At 45.6% G+C, this 21,241-nt stretch carries 16 protein-coding genes; 8 read left to right on the top strand and 8 right to left on the bottom strand.

What is annotated here, in order from left to right; genetic code table 11:
* Positions 1-192 precede the first annotated feature (192 nt).
* Positions 193-522, top strand: a complete 330-nt coding sequence (locus KKA81_07065; GenBank protein ID MBU2650676.1) for a hypothetical protein — start codon at positions 193-195, stop codon at positions 520-522.
* Positions 523-749: 227 nt separating this feature from the next.
* Here the strand turns inward: KKA81_07065 and nrfA are convergent, their stop codons facing one another.
* From nrfA to KKA81_07045, 4 genes are all read right to left on the bottom strand, one after another.
* Complete coding sequence (nrfA, locus tag KKA81_07060; GenBank protein ID MBU2650675.1) at positions 750-2,267, bottom strand: ammonia-forming cytochrome c nitrite reductase; 1,518 nt, start codon at positions 2,265-2,267, stop codon at positions 750-752.
* 10 nt (positions 2,268-2,277) lie between these two features.
* On the bottom strand, positions 2,278-2,862 hold the full coding sequence (gene nrfH / locus KKA81_07055) for a cytochrome c nitrite reductase small subunit (protein ID MBU2650674.1): 585 nt from the start codon (positions 2,860-2,862) through the stop codon (positions 2,278-2,280).
* Positions 2,863-3,083: 221 nt separating this feature from the next.
* Positions 3,084-4,733, bottom strand: a complete 1,650-nt coding sequence (gene hcp / locus KKA81_07050; protein MBU2650673.1) for a hydroxylamine reductase — start codon at positions 4,731-4,733, stop codon at positions 3,084-3,086.
* Between the two features lie 28 nt (positions 4,734-4,761).
* Positions 4,762-5,667: a 4Fe-4S binding protein gene (locus KKA81_07045; GenBank protein MBU2650672.1), complete on the bottom strand. Its 906-nt coding sequence runs from the start codon at positions 5,665-5,667 to the stop codon at positions 4,762-4,764.
* Positions 5,668-5,776: 109 nt separating this feature from the next.
* Between KKA81_07045 and KKA81_07040 the strand changes: the two genes are divergently transcribed.
* From KKA81_07040 to KKA81_07020, 5 genes are all read left to right on the top strand, one after another.
* On the top strand, positions 5,777-6,457 hold the full coding sequence (locus tag KKA81_07040) for a Crp/Fnr family transcriptional regulator (protein MBU2650671.1): 681 nt from the start codon (positions 5,777-5,779) through the stop codon (positions 6,455-6,457).
* 41 nt (positions 6,458-6,498) lie between these two features.
* On the top strand, positions 6,499-7,431 hold the full coding sequence (locus KKA81_07035; GenBank protein ID MBU2650670.1) for an aldo/keto reductase: 933 nt from the start codon (positions 6,499-6,501) through the stop codon (positions 7,429-7,431).
* Between the two features lie 173 nt (positions 7,432-7,604).
* Entirely contained in the window at positions 7,605-10,022 is a 2,418-nt protein-coding gene (locus KKA81_07030; protein MBU2650669.1) for an ABC transporter permease, read from the top strand.
* A gap of 62 nt (positions 10,023-10,084) precedes the next feature.
* Positions 10,085-10,651 (top strand): LemA family protein, encoded by a 567-nt coding sequence (locus KKA81_07025; protein MBU2650668.1) that lies wholly within the window; start codon positions 10,085-10,087, stop codon positions 10,649-10,651.
* A gap of 1 nt (position 10,652) precedes the next feature.
* On the top strand, positions 10,653-11,594 hold the full coding sequence (locus KKA81_07020) for a M48 family metallopeptidase (protein ID MBU2650667.1): 942 nt from the start codon (positions 10,653-10,655) through the stop codon (positions 11,592-11,594).
* A gap of 142 nt (positions 11,595-11,736) precedes the next feature.
* On the opposite strand, the gene KKA81_07015 is transcribed toward KKA81_07020, so the two are convergent.
* The 4 genes from KKA81_07015 to KKA81_07000 all read right to left on the bottom strand — a co-directional run bounded on the left by KKA81_07015 (position 11,737) and on the right by KKA81_07000 (position 17,781).
* Positions 11,737-13,683, bottom strand: coding sequence for a glycoside hydrolase family 97 protein (locus KKA81_07015; GenBank protein ID MBU2650666.1), 1,947 nt, complete (start codon positions 13,681-13,683; stop codon positions 11,737-11,739).
* A gap of 137 nt (positions 13,684-13,820) precedes the next feature.
* Positions 13,821-16,028, bottom strand: a complete 2,208-nt coding sequence (locus tag KKA81_07010; protein MBU2650665.1) for a T9SS type A sorting domain-containing protein — start codon at positions 16,026-16,028, stop codon at positions 13,821-13,823.
* A 189-nt stretch (positions 16,029-16,217) separates the two neighbouring features.
* On the bottom strand, positions 16,218-16,526 hold the full coding sequence (locus tag KKA81_07005) for a hypothetical protein (GenBank protein MBU2650664.1): 309 nt from the start codon (positions 16,524-16,526) through the stop codon (positions 16,218-16,220).
* A 160-nt stretch (positions 16,527-16,686) separates the two neighbouring features.
* Positions 16,687-17,781: an acyloxyacyl hydrolase gene (locus KKA81_07000; protein ID MBU2650663.1), complete on the bottom strand. Its 1,095-nt coding sequence runs from the start codon at positions 17,779-17,781 to the stop codon at positions 16,687-16,689.
* A 90-nt stretch (positions 17,782-17,871) separates the two neighbouring features.
* Here KKA81_07000 and KKA81_06995 point away from each other — a divergent pair, with 90 nt between their 5' ends.
* Both KKA81_06995 and KKA81_06990 read left to right on the top strand, forming a co-directional pair.
* Positions 17,872-19,380, top strand: a complete 1,509-nt coding sequence (locus KKA81_06995) for an alpha-amylase (protein MBU2650662.1) — start codon at positions 17,872-17,874, stop codon at positions 19,378-19,380.
* 427 nt (positions 19,381-19,807) lie between these two features.
* Positions 19,808-20,932, top strand: a complete 1,125-nt coding sequence (locus KKA81_06990; protein ID MBU2650661.1) for an ATP-binding protein — start codon at positions 19,808-19,810, stop codon at positions 20,930-20,932.
* Positions 20,933-21,241: the final 309 nt, after the last annotated feature.

Below are 21,241 nucleotides of genomic sequence, written 5' to 3'. Positions count from 1 at the left end.
TGTTTTCAGGTTTATTCGTTAGATAAATACCTGATAAATCCTGAAAGACAAATATTTTCAGTAATAAGCGGAAGGTAATTAAATAAGATCTGGTGTTTAAAAGTACAAAAATATAACGTGTAAAATCAAGCAAGGTTGCGCATTTACGGGAAATACTTAGGAAAATCAGGAAAGAGATCAAGAAAAAATGAAATGGGAAAAAGGGAAAGGGAAACAGGCAACAAGTTACAGGTTGCAGGAGACATGTCCCGGCATACGTCGGGATGTCCCGACTTTCGTCGGGATGACGGGCTTATGTCGGGATGTCCCGACTTTCGTCGGGATGACGGGCTTACGTTGGGATGTCCCGGCTTACGTCGGGATGACGGGCTTACGTCAGGATGTCCCGGCTTACGTCGGGATGACGGGCTTACGTCGGGATGTCCCGACTTACGTCGGGATGACGGGCTTACGTCGGGATGTCCCGACTTTCGTCGGGATGACAGGGGGAGATATAATGGATCCCGGCTTACGCCGGGATGACGGCGGGGCTCCTAAAATAAAAGGGCGGGCGGCGGGCGAAGCCCGCCGCCCGCCACTTTCTAATCCTACGGGAGGTCGTCATCCCGCTGAGCGAAGCGAAAGCGGGATCTCTCAATCCCGTCATCCCGGCGAAAGCCGGGACATCCCCCCTGCAACCTGCAACCTGCAACCTGTTCCCTTCTCCCTACAACCTGCTTTCTTTGCTCCAAATTTACTATGTGATCATTTTATTTCCTATACGCCACCTCATAGGTTTCTTCTCTTTCGGCGGCTTGTTTTTGCCATTCGGGTACTACTTTTTCCAGGAATTCCTGTTTTTCGCTGTTTAGTTTTTCCATATCGAGTCCGATGAAAGCCTGGGCTTTGGCTTTGGTGGATATATCGGGGTAGGGTACATCGCCGGAGTGTCCGAGTCTGATGAGTAGCTTGGCGAGGCCTATTCGGGCTTCCTGCACTTTATCGATGCCATGGGTGATGATACGGCCGGTTTCGACAGGTGAATGGAAGGAGTTTCCGTGTCCGGCAGCGGCATAGTCCCAGCGCCATTGGGCTTGTCGTATGAGTTTGAGCCAGGGTTTCATTTGTTCGTCGTTTGCTCCGATATCCCATGCTTCTTTAGCTTCGACGTGTGCTCTGACGAGGAGCTCTTCCAGTTTGTCGCGGTTTTCGATGATCTTATCCTGGCGGGAATAAACATCGGCAATGAGTCGTTCGGTTTCTTCCCGGTGGCATACCTGGCAGGAATTGTTCACATTGTTGAGGGGGCTTTGGATGTGGTGGTCGGTATATTTTTGTCCACCCACGCTCATATAAGGCATATGGCAGTCGGCACAGGATACACCACGGCTGGCATGGGTTCCGGTGAGGTAAACCTCATATCCAGGATGCTGAGCTTTTAGCATGGGCGCACGGCTGAGGGCATGTGTCCAGTCTGAGAATCCCATGTTATCATAATATTCTTCCGCTGCTTCCATAGTCATCCCGTTGTCCCATGGAAAAACGAGATAATTTACTCCATCCACAATATTTTTGTTGAAATAGTATTCAACGTGACACTGGGCACAAACAAGGGAACGCATCTCCTGGTGACTGGCCTTGCTGATATCGCGTCCCTGGCGCTCAAATGCTTCAATAAGGGCTGGCCTGGATATTTGTAGATTCATGGTTTCGGCATTATGACAGTCGCCGCAACCGATAGGATTTACGATTTCCGCCCCTTTCTCTCCCCAATGTCCCTTGTAAAACTCTGCAATGCCGATTTCATTCATGACCCTGGGTACGTCAGGGCTTTTACATGTCCAACAGGTGTTGGGCATAGGGCTTTTCTGTCCGTTGACCGGGGCCCCGGTTCTGAGAGTATTCCGTATATCGGTGATGGCATAATGATGCCCCCGGGCTTGTTCGTAATCTTTGGAAAAACCATATCCTGCCCATAACACGACCATGCGCGGATCCACTTCCAGCATATCAATCGGTGCATTCCCATTATACTTGCTTTTGAAGCTTGTATCCGATGTTTCGAGGTAGGATTTATACTCATGCGGGAAGTTTTCACCCCACACATCGTTCCTGGGTTCCCATTGGGAGTATTCAACAACCGGTGTATAAGCAAATATTGCTTCTGCTCTTCTTTCCATGATGGATGAAGCAAGCAGACCCAGGAAAAACACAACAATCAGGGTGACGAAGAACAATGACCAGCCCAGCCAGGGCTTCTTGGTGACGGATTCGTACAATGGTTTCATAATTAATTGTTTATTGATTCTTTAATGATTTCTTTAACCAGTCGGGTACCGGGCTTTCCGGAAGAGGTACCCTGGCGTAGGGGACGCTGGAAAGGCTGTTTACGCTGCCGTGCGGGGTTTCAACATGGCAATCCCAGCATAAACGATCCATCCGTGCATCGTGGAATTCGGCAGAGAACGCGTTTACTTTTTCATGGGTGATCAAGTCGTTGTGGCAACGGATGCAGTTACCCTGAACCACATTGATGCCTGCCTCTTTGATAAAAATCACCTGAGGTTCAGCCCTGAGGGTGAATATGGTTGCGTGCCGCAATCCGTCCTTTGCCTTAAAGTAATATGAATTAAGCTTATTGTTATGCGGGACATGACAGTCGTTGCACGTAGCATATTCCCTGTGCGCACTGTGAAACCAGGTCGTGTACTGAGGAGCCATGATGTGGCAGTTGACACAGGTTTTGGGATTGTCGGAGAGATAAGATGGGGCGTTCGACAGGTAAAACGCAAACAGAAACAGCCCTGCAAAAATCCCCAGCGCCAGGATCACAGGTATACGCCATCGAGGCGGGGGTTTTAGTGATTTGATGAATTTCAGCATTCTGATTGGTTTGGAATGGTTTAAAAATACGTATTTACCAGTTTATTATCAAGTCTTTCTGAAAAACTTTTTGAACCAGAGTATGGTTCCTGTCAGCAAAATAAACACGGAAAACAGCCCGAATAGGGGAATAAACAGTAATACCTCAAAGTATCCTTGTAGACGTGGATGGTTTGAGGGCCTTAATGACTAATATCCTGGTTTTTACACCAGAAACAGCTTTATGCTTCCATAAACATAGCCACATCTTCTTCAACTTCTCCGATACCAGCGATCCCGAATTTATCCACGAGTACCTTCACCACGTTGGGTGACAGGAAAGCCGGGAGGGTTGGCCCGAGGTGGATTTTTTTCACTCCGAGGTAGAGCAGGGCAAGCAGGACGATGACGGCTTTCTGTTCGTACCAGGCAATATTGTATGCGATGGGCAGATCATTAATGTCATTCAGTCCGAAGAGTTCCTTGAGCTTCAGTGCAGTAAGGGCAAGTGAGTAGGAGTCGTTGCATTGCCCGGCATCCAGTACCCTCGGAATACCTCCGATATCACCAAGAGGGAGCTTGTTATAACGGTATTTGGCACAGCCTGCGGTGAGGATGATCGTATCCGCAGGCAAAGCACCGGCAAATTCCGTATAGTATTCCCTGCTTTTCATCCTGCCGTCGCATCCGGCCATCACGAAGAACTTTTTAATAGCTCCGGTTTTTACAGCATTCACAATGGTATCGCCAAACTGAAGCAGTTGGTTGTGAGCAAAGCCACCGACAATGCTTCCGTTTTCTATCTCCACAGGAGAGGCGCATTTTTGGGCATGTTCAATCAGGATGCTGAAATCTTTGGGAGAACCATTTTCGCGATCGGGAATATGCACACAGCCTTCAAAGCCCGCCATACCCGTGGTGTACACGCGATCTTTGTAACTGTCTTTCGGTGGAACCAGGCAGTTGGTTGTTAACAGCACCGGACCGTTGAATTTCTCAAATTCATCCTTTTGTTTCCACCAGGCATTACCATAGTTACCAACGAAATGCTTGTATTTCTTGAACTTCGGGTAATAATTGGCAGGAAGCATTTCGCTGTGCGTATAAACGTCCACACCGCTTCCTTCCGTTTGCTGAAGCAGTTCTTCCATATCCTTCAGGTCATGGCCGCTGATCAGGACGCCGGGGTTGTTCCTTACCCCTATGTTGACTGTAGTCATTTCAGGATGGCCATAGGTTTCCGTATTGGCCTGGTCGAGGAGGGCCATCACGTGTACACCAGTCTTGCCGCATTCCATAACGAGATCAAACAACTCCGCTGCACCGATATCATTGCGTGTGGTCGCTTCCAGTCCCTTTTCCATAAAAACATATACACTGGGGTCTTTATAGCCAAGGTTCCAGGCATGTTCTGCGTAAGCAGCCATTCCCTTGATTCCGTATGTCAGCAATTCCTTGAGAGAGCGGATGTCTTCATCACCTGTGGTCATTACACCAACCAGCTGTGATTTCTTTTCCATCTCTTCTTCGCTCAATCCTTTCCAGGAAGTACTGCTGTGCAATCCTTCCGGTATCCGTTTTCCGGCATCCGTTATTTGTTTTCTGAGGTGTTCCCGCTGTTCATAACCTTCTTTTACTTTCTCCATGATTTTCTTCTTGTCGAAGTTGGCATTGGTGATGGTCATGAAAAGGGATTCGAAGACATACTTGTCGGCCCTGATCGTGTCGAGGCCGTTTTTTCTTGCAATATTGGCCAGGATGGAGACGCCTTTGGTAACAAAAATCAGCAGATCCTGCATATTCGCTACATCGTCGGTCTTACCACAGACACCCTTTACGGTGCATCCGCTTCCTTTCATGGTTTCCTGGCATTGGTAACAGAACATTGACATGGTATTATAAATTATATTGTTATCGGGCTCATACCCATTCTTCCTTTAATATTTCTCCCCGGATGCTTACGACCAGGGCTTTGACCGGGACTTTTCTCGTTGCCTGTGCCAAAGCGTGGTCTATCAGTCGCATCATTCCCTGGCAGCAGGGGACTTCCATCATCATCACAGTGATCGTGTTGATCCTGGCTTCATCGATCAGTCTGCGGAACTTTTCTACATAGGTTTCAAGACCTGTATCGAGTTTTGGGCATGCAATCACGAGTTTCTTACCCTTCAAATAGTCTCTGTGGAAGCCGCTCATAGCGTATGCCACACAATCGGCAGCAACCAGCAGATCCTGTCCTTTGAAATAGGAAGCCGAAGGATTGATCAGGTGCATCTGCACCGGCCATTGTGAAAGCTCTGAGCCTTCCGGTGACCCCTCCACGTCATTCGTGATAGTTTGAGGTCTGACTTTCACGGCTCCCAGGTCAACAGGAATAGATCCAGGACAGCCTCCGCCATGATGATGATTGTGATGATTATGCTGATTCTCCTGTGCATGTCCGTGATGATGCACGGTTGACAGAACCTCCTGCAGGTCGAAAGGCAGGTTGTTCTGTGTTTTCAGAAAAGCAACCGCTTCCTTAAGATAAGCATGTTCACCATGATCCTTCAGGTGTTTTAAATGAGCGATAAGAGTATTCTTCCCTTTAGGGATGATCTCACCGATAACGGCTACTTCATCATAAGCATCGGCTTCACGGGTTTCGATGGTCAGGGCTCCCTGCGGACAATGTCCTATACAGGCGCCAAGCCCGTCGCACATCAGTTCGCTTACCAGCCTCGCTTTTCCGTCGATGATCTGGAGCGCACCTTCATGACAGTTGGGAATGCATAAACCACAACCATCGCATTTTTCATCATCAATATGTATTATCTCTCTTTTCATTTTTCAGGAATTTGTCTTTACATGGCAAAATTATCCCAGCCCTTCCTGAAAAAATGTAACAAATGTTACAACATAGCAAAAAATGCGGATTTTTGCAAAAAAAGTACGGATGAATATTGAAGTGTTATCTCAGAGTCCGCTTTTTCAGGGTATTTCACAAGGGGAGCTGGCTCATATCATGAACCAGGTCCATTACCAGATGCGTTCTTATGAAGCGGAAGATCTGATCGCACATAGCAATGATCCCTGTGATTTTCTGTATGTTGTTCTGGAAGGCAGTGTGAGGGGTGATATGATCGATTTTTCAGGAAAAACGATCAAAATAGAGGATATGACAGCACCCAGCCCGGTGGCTTCGGCATTTTTGTTTGGCCAGCACCGTAAGCTTCCGGTGAACATTGTGGCTAATCAAAAGGTTACTATACTGATGATACCACGAGCTTCGGTGATCCAAATGTTTCAGATCAGCCCGGTATTCCTGGAGAACTTCCTGAATATGATCTCCACCCGGGCACAGTTCCTGTCGATGAAGATCAAGTTTCTTTCTTTCAAGACCATCCGGGAAAAGATCGCTCAATACCTGCTGAACCTTGCCGGGAAAGATAAGGAAATGGTTACCATCCCACATTCGCAACAAAGCCTGGCGGACCTGTTTGGAGTGACACGGCCTTCCCTGGCCAGAACAATGGGTGAACTCGACAGGGAAGGGATCATTGAGTTGCAGAGAAGGGAGATACGGATATTGGACAGGAAGGGGTTGAATTTGATGTTGAGAGGGAACCAGGAATAATGAACAATGAACAATGAACAATGAATAATGAATAATGAATAATGATTTATAGGAAAATTGGGAAGTCTGATTTGAGGGTTTCTGTTGTTGGATTGGGGACGTGGGCGATGGGGAATGATTTCTGGGGTGTGTCGGATGATGCAGAGTCGGTAAGGGCTTTACATGCTGCATTGGATAACGGGATTAACCTTATTGATACAGCGCCGGTATACGGCTCGGGGCATTCTGAGGAGATTGTGGGTAAAGCCATTAAGGGTAAAAGGGATGAGGTGGTGCTGGCCACCAAGGTTGGAATAAAGAAGGCAGGCAAAGGAGTTTACATTACCCTGAAACCGGAAAGCATACGCCAGGAGATCGATGATTCGCTGAAAAGGCTGGGAACGGATTTTATCGATCTGTACCAGATCCACCGCCCGGATCCTGATACACCTTTGGAAGATACCCTGAATGAATTGGTTAAACTAAGGGATTTGGGCAAATTTCGTTACCTCGGGGTTTCCAATTTCAGCCGTGAATTGCTTGAAACGACATTGAAAACGACATGGATAGTATCGGACCAGCCCCACTATTCTATGCTGGAAAGAGAAATTGAAAAGGATATACTTCCCTTTTGCCTGGAGAAGAACATTGGTATCCTGGGATATGGGACACTTGGAGGAGGAATCCTTACCGGCAGGTATAAAACAAAACCGGAGTTTGAAAAAGGGGATTACCGTGACCGTTTCTATGATTTTTACAGCGAACCTGCATGGAGCAAAGTACTCAAGCTGCTAAGCATCCTGGAAGATATTGCCTCGTTTTATCAGCAGCCGGTATCAAATATAGTTATTGCCTGGACCTTTCACCAGATGGGCATTACCAGTGTGCTGACAGGGGCAAGGAAGACGGAGCAGGTAATCTCCAATGCCAGGGCCGGGAATCTGAAGCTGAAGGAAACGGACCTGAAAACGATAAGGGATGCTTTACCTTTTTAAGTTATCAGGTAGGCATCCATTGAATGATTTTGAAATATTTGTTTGTTCAGTTGTGAACAGCAGATGTTCATTTAGTATACAGGAATCCTTTTGTCATATCCTTACTATCTTCTATAAACCAGGCTTTTCCTTCGATTGGTATAATTCTTGAAACAATTGGAAAAACTTTCCATATGTTCTCCAATTATCTTAAAACCGCCTGGAGAAATTTTTACAGGTCGGTTTCCTATTCGTTGATCAACATCATCGGGTTGGCGTTGGGAATTTCCTGTGTGTTGATTATTACCGTTTATATAATTAACGAGTATGATTTTGACCGGTTTCACAGCAAGGGAGACCGTATTTACCGGCAGATCAATCCGGGAACGGAGTTTGATGATCCCATACAACCCGGTGTATTTCTTACATTTCAACGGGATCAGATATCCGGTATTGAGGATGTCACCATCCTGAAAAGGGAAAACCTGGTATTGCGTTATGGGGATACCAAGCTTAAGAATGAGATTTTTATCAGTACCGACAGTAGTTTTTTCAGGATTTTTGATTTCGGAATGATCTCAGGAGATCCCATTGAGATCCTCAAAAGGCCAAATACCGTAATTCTGACGGAGTCGACGGCCAGACGGTATTTTGGGGATGAAGATCCGATCGGGAAGGAGATTCTGGTGGAAAACTTTTACCCTGTTGTAGTGAGTGGTATCATGGAGGATATTCCCTCGGGATCTTTCGTGCATTTTTCAGGCATATTGCCGCTTGATTATGTTATGCAATCGAACAAATCTGCCCTGAAAAACTGGTACAACAGTTCCTATCATTTTTACTGCCTGTTAAGGCCCGGTGTGGAGGTAGCAGATATTGAGCAGGATCTGGATGAATGCTGGGCGCGGAATGTTCCTGATACAAATTATCGCAGCACCATTCGACTGCAACCGTTAAAGCGCATCCATCTGCACTCGGAAAACATACGCTGGGAGATGGAAGCTCAGGGAAGCATAACAGTGGTCAGGATATTCGGGGTCAGCGCTGCTCTCATTCTTATACTCGCCTGTGTGAACTTTATCAATTTGTCGACTGCCCGTAACATGAAGCGCTACCGGGAAATTGGGCTACGCAAGGTTATGGGCTCAACACGGGGGCAAATCGCGATGCAATTTTTTACAGAAACAGCCTTTTATATACTTCTTGCTTTCCTGCTGGCATTGGCTCTTGCAGAAATATTCCTGCCATGGTTTTCGGTAATTTATGGCTACGAACTGTCTTTAGAAACCCTGGCAAGGCCTGTGTTCCTCACTTCTATTGTGGCTTTCCTGGGATTGCTGATCATCCTTACCGGCAGTTATCCTTCCTGGATACTTTCTTCCTATCAATCGGGGCAGGTGTTAAAAAGCCTTGGAGATACCGTTCATCGTAAGGGCAGGAAAGGTTTGGGTATACGTGAAATACTGGTGATCTTTCAGTTTATCATATCTGTAGGATTGATCACGGGAGCCTGGATCGTGCAGCAGCAATTCAGTTATTTATCGGAAAGGAACCTGGGATTTGAGAAATCGGGAAAGCTGGTTGTGGAAAATCCCTGGGATGAAAACATGAACCGCCGCTTTGATGACATTAAAATGGCTGTGGCCTCCATGCCCGGAGTGAATGCCTCGACAGGTACTCATAATATCCCGGGAAGGTTTGAGAACAATTACTGTGGATTTCTCGTCAAAGGACATACCGTGGCGGAAAACGAGCTTTCGGCAGCATTTATTTCCGTCGAAAATAACTTCTTTGATGTTATGGGGGCCAGGATACATACAGGGGAGGACTTTCCGGATGACCTTCCGGAAGTTGCCAAAGACAGCCTTGACCTTTGTATCATCAATGAAACCATGGCCGGTATCCTGAGGAACCAGGGGATAGAAAACCCTGTCGGGGAATATCTTACAGGATTCTGGGATGGGATAGAAACCCGGCGGATCATAGGGATAGCAGATGATATCCATTACCGTTCACTTCATAACAGGGTATATCCGGCTGTCTTCGTTGTCAGCAAGCGACCCTACCCTAATTATGTGCTGAATATGATCCTGGATGTGGATACAAAAAACCTTGATAAGACCCTGGCTGCCATTGAGGAGGTTTGGGATAAATCCTCTCCGGAATGGCCATTCAATTCTTTTTTCCTGGATGAGAATTTCGACCGCTTATATTCGAAAGAACAAAACCTGGTGAAGATCATGGGTGTATTCACGCTGCTGGCATTGGCCATCGCACTGATCGGATTGATTGCCATAGTTATGTTCACGCTTAGAAGCAGGATCAGGGAAATCTGCATACGTAAAACACTGGGTGCGGATAATCTTAGCCTGTATCGTATGATACTCTGGAGCTTCCTCCGACTGGTGCTGATAGCCGGGATCATTGCCCTTCCGTTGATGTATTTCCTGTCTGCAGAATGGCTTAGCAGGTTTGCCTACAGGATAGATATTGATGTGTGGATTTTCATTGCATCCGGTTTATTATCCGTCGTACTGACTATTGCGGCCGTTTCCTGGCAAACCCTGAGAGCGGTTCAGATCAATCCTGCGGATGCATTAAAGTATGAGTAAATTTCATGGTGTATCCCGGGAAATTATCCTTAATTTTACCCGTAAATCAATAAACGAATATTATGACAGGAATCATTGTAATCATTGCCATTATAGCGGTAGTCATACTGCTTCTTATTTCATTGTATAACAAGCTGGTAAGGTTAAGGAATAACCGTGAAAATGCATTTGCCGATATCGATGTGCAGCTGCGGCAGCGTCATGATCTGATCCCTCAACTGGTGGATGCCGTGAAGGGTTATATGAAGCATGAGCAAAAAGTGCTAACCGACATCACGGAAGCCAGGTCAAAGGCCATGAGCGCCACCACCATCGACGGGAAGATACAGGCTGAAGCCCAGCTCACCTCTGCATTGCAAGGGTTGAAAGTTGCCGTGGAAGCCTACCCCGACCTGAAAGCCAGCCAGAACTTTATGAATCTTCAGGAAGAAATTTCCGATGTGGAAAACAAGCTGGCTGCGGCACGGCGTTACTTTAATTCGGCCACGCGAGAGCTCAATACTTCGGTTGAAATGTTTCCCTCTAATATTGTTGCCGGCATGTTCGGGTTCAAAAAGGAAATGATGTTCGACCTGGGAGAAGCCGGCAGGGAAAGGATGGAAGAGGCTCCCAAAATAAACTTTGAGTAAAATGAAATACACAGGATTGCAAACCCAGATCTGGAGGAACAATTCCAGGTCTGTGGTGCTGCTTATCATGTTCCCGCTGGTATTGTTCATCCTGGCATATATCTTCATTTATTTTATCAACTATGACCCGCAATACCCCGACAGCAGCGGGCCTTATGCCGTTCATGCTTTTCTCAGGACGGTTCCCTGGATCACCATAGGAGTAGGCATTTGGTTTTTAATAGCTTACTTTTCACATTCCAGCATGATCATGAGTGCCACGGGAGCCAGGCCATTGGAACGAAAGGACAACAAAAGGGTTTACAACCTTGTGGAAAACCTGACCATTGCCGCGGGCATGAAGATGCCTAAAATCAATATCATTGATGACGATTCATTGAATGCCTATGCGAGCGGGATCAATGAAAAGACATATACCGTGACCCTTTCCAGCGGGATCATTAACAAGCTGAATGATGAGGAGCTTGAGGGTGTTATCGCTCACGAACTGACCCATATCCGCAACCGGGATGTGAGGCTTCTGATCATCTCCATCATTTTTGTAGGGATCTTCGCCTTTCTCGCTGAGATGTTCCTGCGAACCCTGGTTTTTGGCGGAGGCAGAAGAGACAAGAAAGACGGCACCATCATGCTGCTGGGGCTTGTATTGGCGGTTGTGGGATATGTGATCACGCTTTTGTTCCGGTTTGCCCTTTCCAGGAAAAGAGAGTACATGGCCGATGCCGGCGGGGCACAATTGACAAAAAACCCTATGGCTCTGGCTTCCGCCTTGCGGAAGGTTTCCACCGATTCCAGGATAGAGGCAGTGAAACGCCAGGATGTTGCCCAGCTTTTTATTGATAATCCCCAGGAGAAAGAAAAGAAAAATTTTCTTTCACTGGATTCGCTGTTTGCTACCCATCCCCCGATTGAGAACAGGATCCGGCTGTTGGAGCAGTTTTAATTTTTTGAGTTGCAACCTGTAACCTGCACCCTGCCACTTTTTTAATATTTCCCAATCCTGATAATGGTTTTACCTATCCAGAGAGACCGAAGATTCGTATGAAAGTGTATTTTACAATCAGGCGTCCAAATGTAAAATAAACTTACTCAAAGATCCCAACCCAGCCTCCGCCGGGAGCAAGGTTAAGATGGATGGTGTCGTCTGTTGAGATGGTCCGGGTGATCTTACTGTAATCCATGGCATTTCTGTCGGCATTGATACCGTCCTGCATGATTTCCAGATTATATTCCCCATCATCCAGGAAAGTGGGGCGGATTTGAAATTGCCGGGGTTTTTCGTTGGTCATGGCGCCCAGGTACCATTTACCACCTTTCTTTCTGACCATCACAATGTATTCCCCCACAGCAGCATCCAGCACCTTTGTTTCGTCCCATGTAACAGGGATACCGGAAATAAACTCCGTGGATTCTTCGTCTCTGTAGTAATTTGAAGGGCTATCGGCCAGCATTTGGAGTGGGCTTTCGAAGACCACATATTTGGCTATTTCGTGGCAGCGTGTGCCCTGGCTCATGGGGCGGGTGAAGGAGACATGGAAATTACCGGGTTGGGCATTGATCATGGCGCCAGGGGTATAATCCATCGGTCCACCTACCATGCGCGTGAACGGGAGGGTTAGATCGTGCCGCGGGGTGATCAGCATCGACCACTTGTTGTTTTCCAGTCCTTTTACCCCTTCGTGCGACAAGACATTGGGCCAGGTACGGTTAAATCCAGCCGGTTTGTAAGCACCATGAAAATCCAGGATAAGTTGATGAGCGGTGGCTGCTTCCGCCGTTTTCCAGTAATAATTCACCATTTCCTGGTCGGCCCTCTGCATAAAATCGATCTTCAGGCCTTTCACACCCCAGACCTGACAGCTGTCCATAAATGCCTCCATAACCTTGTCCAGAGGTTTCCATAATACCCATAGGATGATTCCCACATTTTTCTCTTTGCCATGGTTGATGATCTCTGTCAGGTTGATGTCGGGATTGATGACCATCACGTCACCCGGATCCGACCAGCCTTCATCCAGGATGATGTATTCGAGTCCGAAACGGGATGCAAAATCGATGTAATGCTTATATGTTTCCGTGTTTATTCCTGCCCGGAAATCGACCCCGTAAATGTTGTTTGCATTCCACCAGTCCCAGGCAACCTTACCCGGTTTGATCCAGGATGTGTTTTCTATTTCTGACTCGCCGGCCAAAGCAAAGATGATGTTGCTTTCCACGATATCACCCGGATTATCTGAGAGGATGAAGGCTCTCCAGGGGAAATCACGAAATCCCCTTGTGTGTGCGATATAATCCGCTTCCGAGGTGATGGTTTCAGCATGAGGTCGCTGAGTGGGCTCCGTTTCCAGCACTACCGGAGGGAAAAGAGCCTTTAAAGCAACCCCTTCCGTTTTTTCCAGGAACATTTGCGGATAGTCTTTGACATCGCTGTCGCAAATGGCGATAAACATATCATCAGGTGTTTCCAGGAGGACGGGAAGGGAACAGAAGGCGCCGTTATCAAGGGAAGAGAGAAGAGTGTCGAGGTACATTCGCTCAAAATGGCTGTAAAACTTATCTTCCTGAGGAAACCAAACCCGCGTGTTTTCAGGAAATTCAAAAATACCGGTCTCACTTTGCACCGTAACGGTCTGGTTGGTCTCCCCTATTATCCTGTATGCAACCCCATCGTTGTATGCCCTGAACTCTAATTTAAAGGGCTGTCGGAAGATCAACACCAGACTATTGTATTGATTATGTACAACTTTTGATTTTACAGGGACAACAGGGTATATCTCTTCATTTACCTCATAGAATTTCTTTGCCCGGACTTTGGGTTCTGTTCCGAAATCAAAGCTGTTTTGCAGTTCCAAACCTATGATGGCGGATTCGATGACGGACTTGCCGGAGTAATGAACCGTAAAGCTTATTCCATCCCCGACGTTAATGTTAACCCTGATCTTATCATCCGGAGAGGAGAGGTTGTATGATTTGGCAAAGGAATTGCCTGACATCACAGTAATAAGTAATGCCAGGAGAATGGTTTTTTTCATGCTGGTTGGATTGAGATGGCTAAAGTTAGCAAATTTATAGAGTACTTAGTAATATTTACTATTCCTTTCCATGCAAACGTCAGAAAGTTAACGGTTTGATTCGTTCAGGGAAAGGTATTCAACCGGTTTCAACAGCTTTATTCAGGGAGATGCAATACCTTCCTGGAAATAAGAAATCCGTTTGATTGCAGGCCAATGAAATATACACCTTTATGAAAATCGCGCGGTACTGTCCAGGTAAATACCTGTTTGCCCGGTTGAGAAATCCGCCCGGAAAAGATCATATCAGCCTTTTTTCCCTGGAGGTCATAAACATAAAGACATATCTCGCTTTCAGAGAAAATATTGAAAGAAACAGATGTTTGCGAAGTAAATGGATTGGGATAAACCTGCAGGTCACTGACTTGAATGATCTTGTTTTTAATGCCTGTTATCAGGCTATCAGCGATTCCGATGATCACATTATGAGTATCCAGGCTTGTTATGATCTGCAATGCATCGTAAATCACCTCACCAAACAGGTATTCTGCAGGGATGGTTATATCGACATGCAGTGCCAATGTATCATTTATATTCAGAAAATATGGATCAGGTGCAGGTTCACTGATCATCCAGAAATCACCTTCCTGGGTAAAGGATTTGATCATGGCATTGACGGTTGAAGGGTTACAGACCAGGATATCCTGTCCTTCGTTTACCTGTTGAATATTAGTAAACAACAGAGTATCGGGGAGAGCAGAGGTATGGTCCAGGGAGTCATCGGCGAGGTAAAATGCACCTATAGCTGTCTTCCAGGAATAAGGACCGTTGGTTGGAATGTATTCGTTGGTATACCAGAACGTTTTGTCGTCAACAGGATCGATGCTCATCAGGGAATAGTCGCCCCAACGGAATCCTGAATTGGTTTGCACACCGTTTCCATTCTGTATGACAAACTCAGGTACGGTCATAAGTCCCGGTGGATCATTAATCCGCCTGCCGGTTGCCCTGATTCCGGGAAAGACTGTAGTTCCTGAGACATTGTAACCGAGCCCCAGATTACCCTGGCAGTCGATGGAGATGCTACCCATCCAGCGGTGGGTTGTATCGGGGGCATAAGTACCTTGCTGGAAAATAGTCCATCCCTTACCTTCATTTCGCAACTCATACCATCTCACTCCGGCGTGGTCCATGCCGTCTGCATCTACGGTATGGTTGGTGACGAGAGCATGGTATCCGTTCACAAAGCGGTAATTCAGGCGGTTCATCAGCCGGTTGCAAAGGGAATGCAGTTTGTAATGGGTTCCGGGCTGGTTGATGAAGCTAAAGTTATCGACATTGGCATCGAAAGGTTCGGTTTGAAGATCCGTAATATGAGTGAAAGAAGATGCAAAAGGACTGTTCCAATCGATGGTACACTCCCACAAGCTGAGCAGATCATAATCAAATCCCCATACGTCATCTTTGAAGTACATAAAATAATTCGGCAAAGCAGAATCGGGAGGAAGGCCTTCGAGATCGGAAGGAAGGAAAGAAAAAGGATCTTCCAGGAACCCGCCACTCGTGGGTGTTGTCTGAAAGCGCAACATACCTGCATCAGGGTCTCCCTCAAGCATTTTTTCCCGGTCGAAAGCAAATGCAGCCGCACCCACCCAAATGTTGTTGTTCAGATCAAACATATTGGCCGACATGTAATATGCATCGGGCCACAATCCAAATTTGGGATAGTCGGGCAATGATTCCAACTCGTAAGCATAAGCATACCAGGGCCCGCCAGGATCAGAAGTTTCCGAAACAGCTATTAATTCATAGTATGTTGTGACCTCGTTGTTTGATCCCATGACACTGGTCAGCCACCGGTTGGCGATATGATCATAAATGGTGATGGGATCCCCGAAGGTCCTGGTTATTAATGGAAAACTTTGCCAGAGCATCATGTTTTGAAAGGGCCCATGAACACTATTTCCTGATTTATCGAAAACCATAAATGACACATTCACCGACTGGAAGAAAAACTCAGACCCAATATCTCCCTGAGTATCGGGAGGGATGGTGGTATTCACATTACCGATCCCCTCGAAGACGTTTAAAAGCTTAGCCGGATGGCTGTTTCCCCAATAACCCTGCTTTACGGGATCGGTAAGGTAAGGCCTGGTATTCTCAACCCGGGGCATTTCAACCTCCATGATGTTATCTATTTCCTTTGCATATAACCAGACGGTATTTGCTGGCGAAAACTCTGAAAGAGGTGGGGTTTTACTGAAGAAAGCAGGTTTAATCAAAGTAGGTTTTAATGCTTCCTGGGAGATAATGCTTTTGCTGCTGAAAATGACCAGAAGCGAAAAGAAAAAGATTGATTTGTTCATGGCTGTGGATTTGATGAGGAAATACATAATTAATTTCCAGGAAAGCCAGACAAATATAGGAAAAAACCAAATGAAAAATCCCCGGTAAAACCGGGGATCAACACTCATTAATAATTCTGCTTACAAAGGTAGAGTGGTTTCACAAGGAAACCACCCAGGGGTTATATTGAATGACCAGTCAAAGATCCTCTAATACATTTTATTGATCATTTGCGACCAGGTATCCCTGTTTTTGACAATAAACCGCAGCTCTTTGCCTTCTTTTGTCATGAATATCAGGCCGTTATTAGAGAAAAAACCGGTCTTGAAGTACAGGAGCTCTTTAATTTCATCCGGGAGTATTTCCAGGTTGTAATTATGATCATCGTTTTCGATCGGTTTGAAATAGATCCTTTGGTTGGTCAGGATCAGTTTTCCTTTTATTTCACCGTTGAGGGCGTGAAATTTCACATCTCCTGCTTTGGTGACCATTTCGTTAGCTTTAAGATCTACTACCATGTTGCAAAGGGTTGTTTACGCTTAATAATTATTCACTAATTATGCCAAACCGCTTATTGGCTTGATTATTAATCAAATAATAAACCGGAATGTCGTAATTATAAGACGAAATAATGTTCGAAACGTTACAGTAGTGTTCGGAAATAGACGGTTGATAGACTCACATAACACCAATCAATCTAACATCAAAAAAGCTTGCTACATGTCCGTGTGCTTTCAGGCTAAGTCCGGTGGAGAGAAACCTCCATATCTTCAGGCGAAATCCGTAACGCTGGTACAAGAGGCTGGTATGCCGGTCGGGGCTGTATAAATAAATACCCATATTAAAAAAGAAAGTGATGTCTCCCGCGGAAAATTCATAAGCTCCGAAACCAGAAAGACGATTAACGGCTTTTTCCGTGATGGATGTATAGATCCTGCTCATGGCCAGTTCAGAATCGTCGTAAATGTATTCCAGTCCGCCGGCAAATGCCGAGGCCGGGCTGATCCTGCGACCTCCCTGTATGGAAAGACCTTTAACGAAATAAAGTTCTTCATCTTCCTGTATGCCTTTAAAACCCAGGAAAACACTGACATTTCCCTGCCAGGAAGGCTGGAATGCCGATCGTGTCTGTTTCCTTGCAGGTTCGGGGAATACGGCTTTCCTGAAATAATATTCGGCGCCCAGACTGACGGTTGGATAGTTTAGGCCTTTGTTCGGAAGTTTTACACCTCCATTGGAGATATGGTTATAATTGATACCCAGGCTCAGTGTCCATTGCTCATTGATCCTGAATCCCGCATTGAAATTCAGTAATACAGCAAAAGCAAAGTGGGTACTGTAAGCCAGGTTCAGGGGATTGTTCACAGAATCGTAGGGCATGTTCTGGTAATTAAGGCCCAATCCGGCCCTGGCTGAAAAACGTAAACGGTCGCGCGCCTTGAAAAACGGCTCGGCAAAAGCCATAAGGGTGAGGCCTTGTCCCAGGATATCCGGATTCCGATAATCCCAGTAATAGAATGATAAGCCTAACCTGGGATAACAGTTACAGTAATCCCTTGCCTTCTCTCCAATGAAATGCCATCCTGCATCTAATTGGTAACCAACGGGGTTCGATTGGGTTTCTTCAGGAAGAGCCTTGGAATGGCGGATAACAAAGCCATAATTGTACCTGGCGCCCAGACTGAAAAATGCAGAGGGCCTTTCCTCAGAGGCTTGTGAAAAGACATCCAGGAAGATGAATAGCAGGCAAAGCGTAATAAGGCTTTTTATCATCCGCATTAAGGTTATTGAAAAGGTTTTGACAAAGATAAGTAAAGTGTCTGCTATGATGAAAGGTCTTATCTTTGAATAAAATACCTGACTATGAATCATCATAAATATCCCCTACTTTACCAAATTAATACCAGGGTTCTTTTAACCCGGTTGTCTCAGGAAACAGGTCGCAAGACCACATTGGATGATATTCCGGATGCTTTCCTGGATGAGATGGAAGCCAAAGGTTTTGACTGGATCTACATGCTGAGTGTTTGGTGCACAGGGGAAACAGGCAGGAATGTCTCCCAGCACCATAAGGCATGGAGGCAGGATTATGAGAATACCCTGCCTGATTTGCAGGATGATGATATCGGGGGTTCGGGATTTGCCATTGCGGACTATAGAGTCAATCCGGAACTGGGTGGAGAAGCAGCTTTACAGCGGTTCAGGGCAAAGCTCCATGAAAGGGGTATGCGCCTGATGCTCGATTTCGTACCCAACCATATGGGTCCTGATCATCCCTGGGTGATGGAGCATCCGGAGTATTTTATCACAGGCACCGAAAAGGATCTTCTGGAGCATCCTGAAAATTTTATCCGGGTAAACTCCGGTAAAAAAGAGATGATCTTCGCTTATGGCAGGGATCCATACTTCGACGGCTGGCCGGATACTCTGCAGTTAAATTACGGTCACACAGGATTGCAGGAAGCCATGAAAGAGGAATTGGAGAGGATATCCGGCTGGTGCGACGGACTGCGCTGCGATATGGCCATGCTGGTTTTGCCGGAAGTATTTGAAAGAACCTGGGGCATACAGGCAGCCCCATTCTGGCAGGATGCCATTCAAAAGGTGAGAGTCAAACATCCTGAATTTATCTTTATGGCGGAGGTATACTGGGATATGGAGTGGACCCTGTTGCAGCAGGGATTCGATTATGTTTATGACAAAAGACTTTACGACAGGCTGTTAAAAGACAATGCCGCCCCGGTAAGAGCCCATTTGCTGGCTCCGCTGGATTATCAGAGGGAAATGGCACGTTTCCTGGAAAACCACGATGAGCAAAGGGCTGCAAAAGAGTTTCCTCCCGGAAAGCATGAAGCTGCCGCCATACTAACATATTTGACACCGGGATTGAAATTCTTCCACCAGGGGCAATTTGAAGGGAAAACAAAGCGCATTTCTCCGCACTTGATCCGGGGACCGCGGGAAGAGGAAAATCTGCAGATAAAACAGTTTTATCTTAAGCTTCTGGAGGTTTTGAATGATAAAGCATTTCATGAAGGAAACTGGCGTTTGCTAAACTGTGTTTCCATCTGGGAAGGAAATCATTCCTTTGAGAACTATATTGCTTTTTTGTGGGAGGGACCCGGAAATCAAATCTTCCTGATACCGGTCAATTACTCCCCGTATCAAAGCCAATGTTATGTTAAACTTCCGGAAGATCTTTTCAATGAAGGAACATGGTTCCTGAAAGACCTGTTTTCGGGAGTTGTTTTTGAACGCGATGGACTGGAACTCAGGGAGAGAGGGTTGTACCTTGATGAGGGGGGGTGGAAGTATTATGGGTTTTATGGGAAGAAGAGAGAGGAGAGATGGGAGATGGAAGATGAGAGATGAGAGATGGAAGATGAGAAAATGTGGTAATTTAATATTAGCAAGCCCCGTAGGGGCCCTCACTTCGGTAGCACAATGGTTAAGGAACGTTTTCCGAACCCCGTAGGGGTGGAACTGATTAAGTTGGTTTTAGGAACAGGGAAAATTACCTTGAATTTGTTACCTGAATTCTCGTTGAGAATAGTCTTAAATGAGTACAGGGAATGATTAATACCAAGTTACCTGCTTTATGGTTACAGGCTGTGCAGGTTACAGGCTGCAGGTAGTTTGGGTGTGGGTGAAGAGTGATGAGTTGTCGCTTGCAACCTGTCGCCTGTAACTTTGAGTTCATGTTTCCCGATACTCATTTAATCTTATGTTATAAAGCTTTTTGAATTTTGGAGAACATAACCGAGAAAAATCCGTATATTTGTCGGTTAAGACCTTTAAAATGATCAAAAGAAAGCTTTTCGACATAATTACCGGCAGGCTGTTTTCCGGAAAAACCATTCTCCTGTTAGGCCCCAGGCAGGTAGGCAAAACAACTCTTTTAAGGCAATTACAAAAAATGCATTTAGATAAAACTACCTGGCTTAATGCAGATAATCCGGATGACAGGGAATTGCTGAATAGCATGAATTCTACACGCGCAATAGAATTATTTCCACCCGGAAATATAATAGTTATTGATGAAGCTCAAAGACTCAGTAATTCTGGCTTAACACTAAAAATAATTCATGATAACTGTTCTGATATACAACTGATTGCAACAGGCTCCAGTTCGTTTGAACTGACAGATAAAATAAAAGAATCGCTTACAGGAAGAAAATGGACATTCAGATTGTTTCCTATATCCATAAAGGAACTTGTGGATCATACAAACAAACTGGAAATATTACGGTCACTAAATACAAGACTTATATATGGCTCCTATCCGGATGTTATTAATCAGGCCGGTAAAGAAAAGGAGGTACTTAATGAGCTTGTCTCGGATTACTTATTCAAGGATGTATTCCGATTGAAAGATATCAGGAAACCCGATCTGATTGAGAATCTGGTCAAGGCTCTGGCTTTTCAGGTAGGAAACCAGGTCTCTTATACCGAATTGTCGAATATTTTGGCAGCAGATAAAGAGACCATTGAGCGGTATATTCATATTTTAGAGGAAGCATTTATAATTTTCCGACTTTCTTCCTACTCCAGGAATCTCAGAAATGAGCTTAAAAGATCAAGAAAAATATATTTCATTGATAACGGAATCAGAAATGCAGTGATCAGTCAGTTTAATCCGATTGAACTTAGGAACGATACCGGATCATTATGGGAAAACTTCATGATTTCGGAACGCTTAAAGCACATTGAATACAACAGACTATACAGGAACACTTACTTTTGGCGCACAACCAAACAACAGGAAGTTGACTATCTGGAGGAATTTGATGATAAGTTGTATGCATATGAGTTTAAATACAAACCGAAATCAAACATAAAAGCACCTTTAATGTTTTCGAATGCTTATCCGGAAGCTCATTTTGAAGTTGTTGACAAGGAAAACTTTTTCGATTTTATCCTGTAGATCTCCGATCTGACCGCTGAGTCACTCAGCCACTCGATCCCTAAGTCACTCAGTCACTTGATCCCTAAGTCACTCAGTATCATAGTGACTGAGTGACTGGAAGACGAGTAAAAATAAGAGAAGGAACCATCGAGTCACTCAGTCACTCGATCTCTAAGTCACTCAGTATCATAGTGACTGAGTGACTGGAAGACGAGTAAAAATAAGAGAAGGAACCATCGAGTCACTCAGTCACTTGATCCCTAAGTCACTCAGTATCATAGTGACTGAGTGACTGGAAGACGAGTAAAAATAAGAGAAGGAACCATC

The sequence above is a fragment of the Bacteroidota bacterium genome, from assembly GCA_018831055.1.
GTDB lineage: Bacteria > Bacteroidota > Bacteroidia > Bacteroidales > B18-G4 > M55B132.
This window is presented reverse-complemented; position numbering and strand designations above follow the sequence as displayed.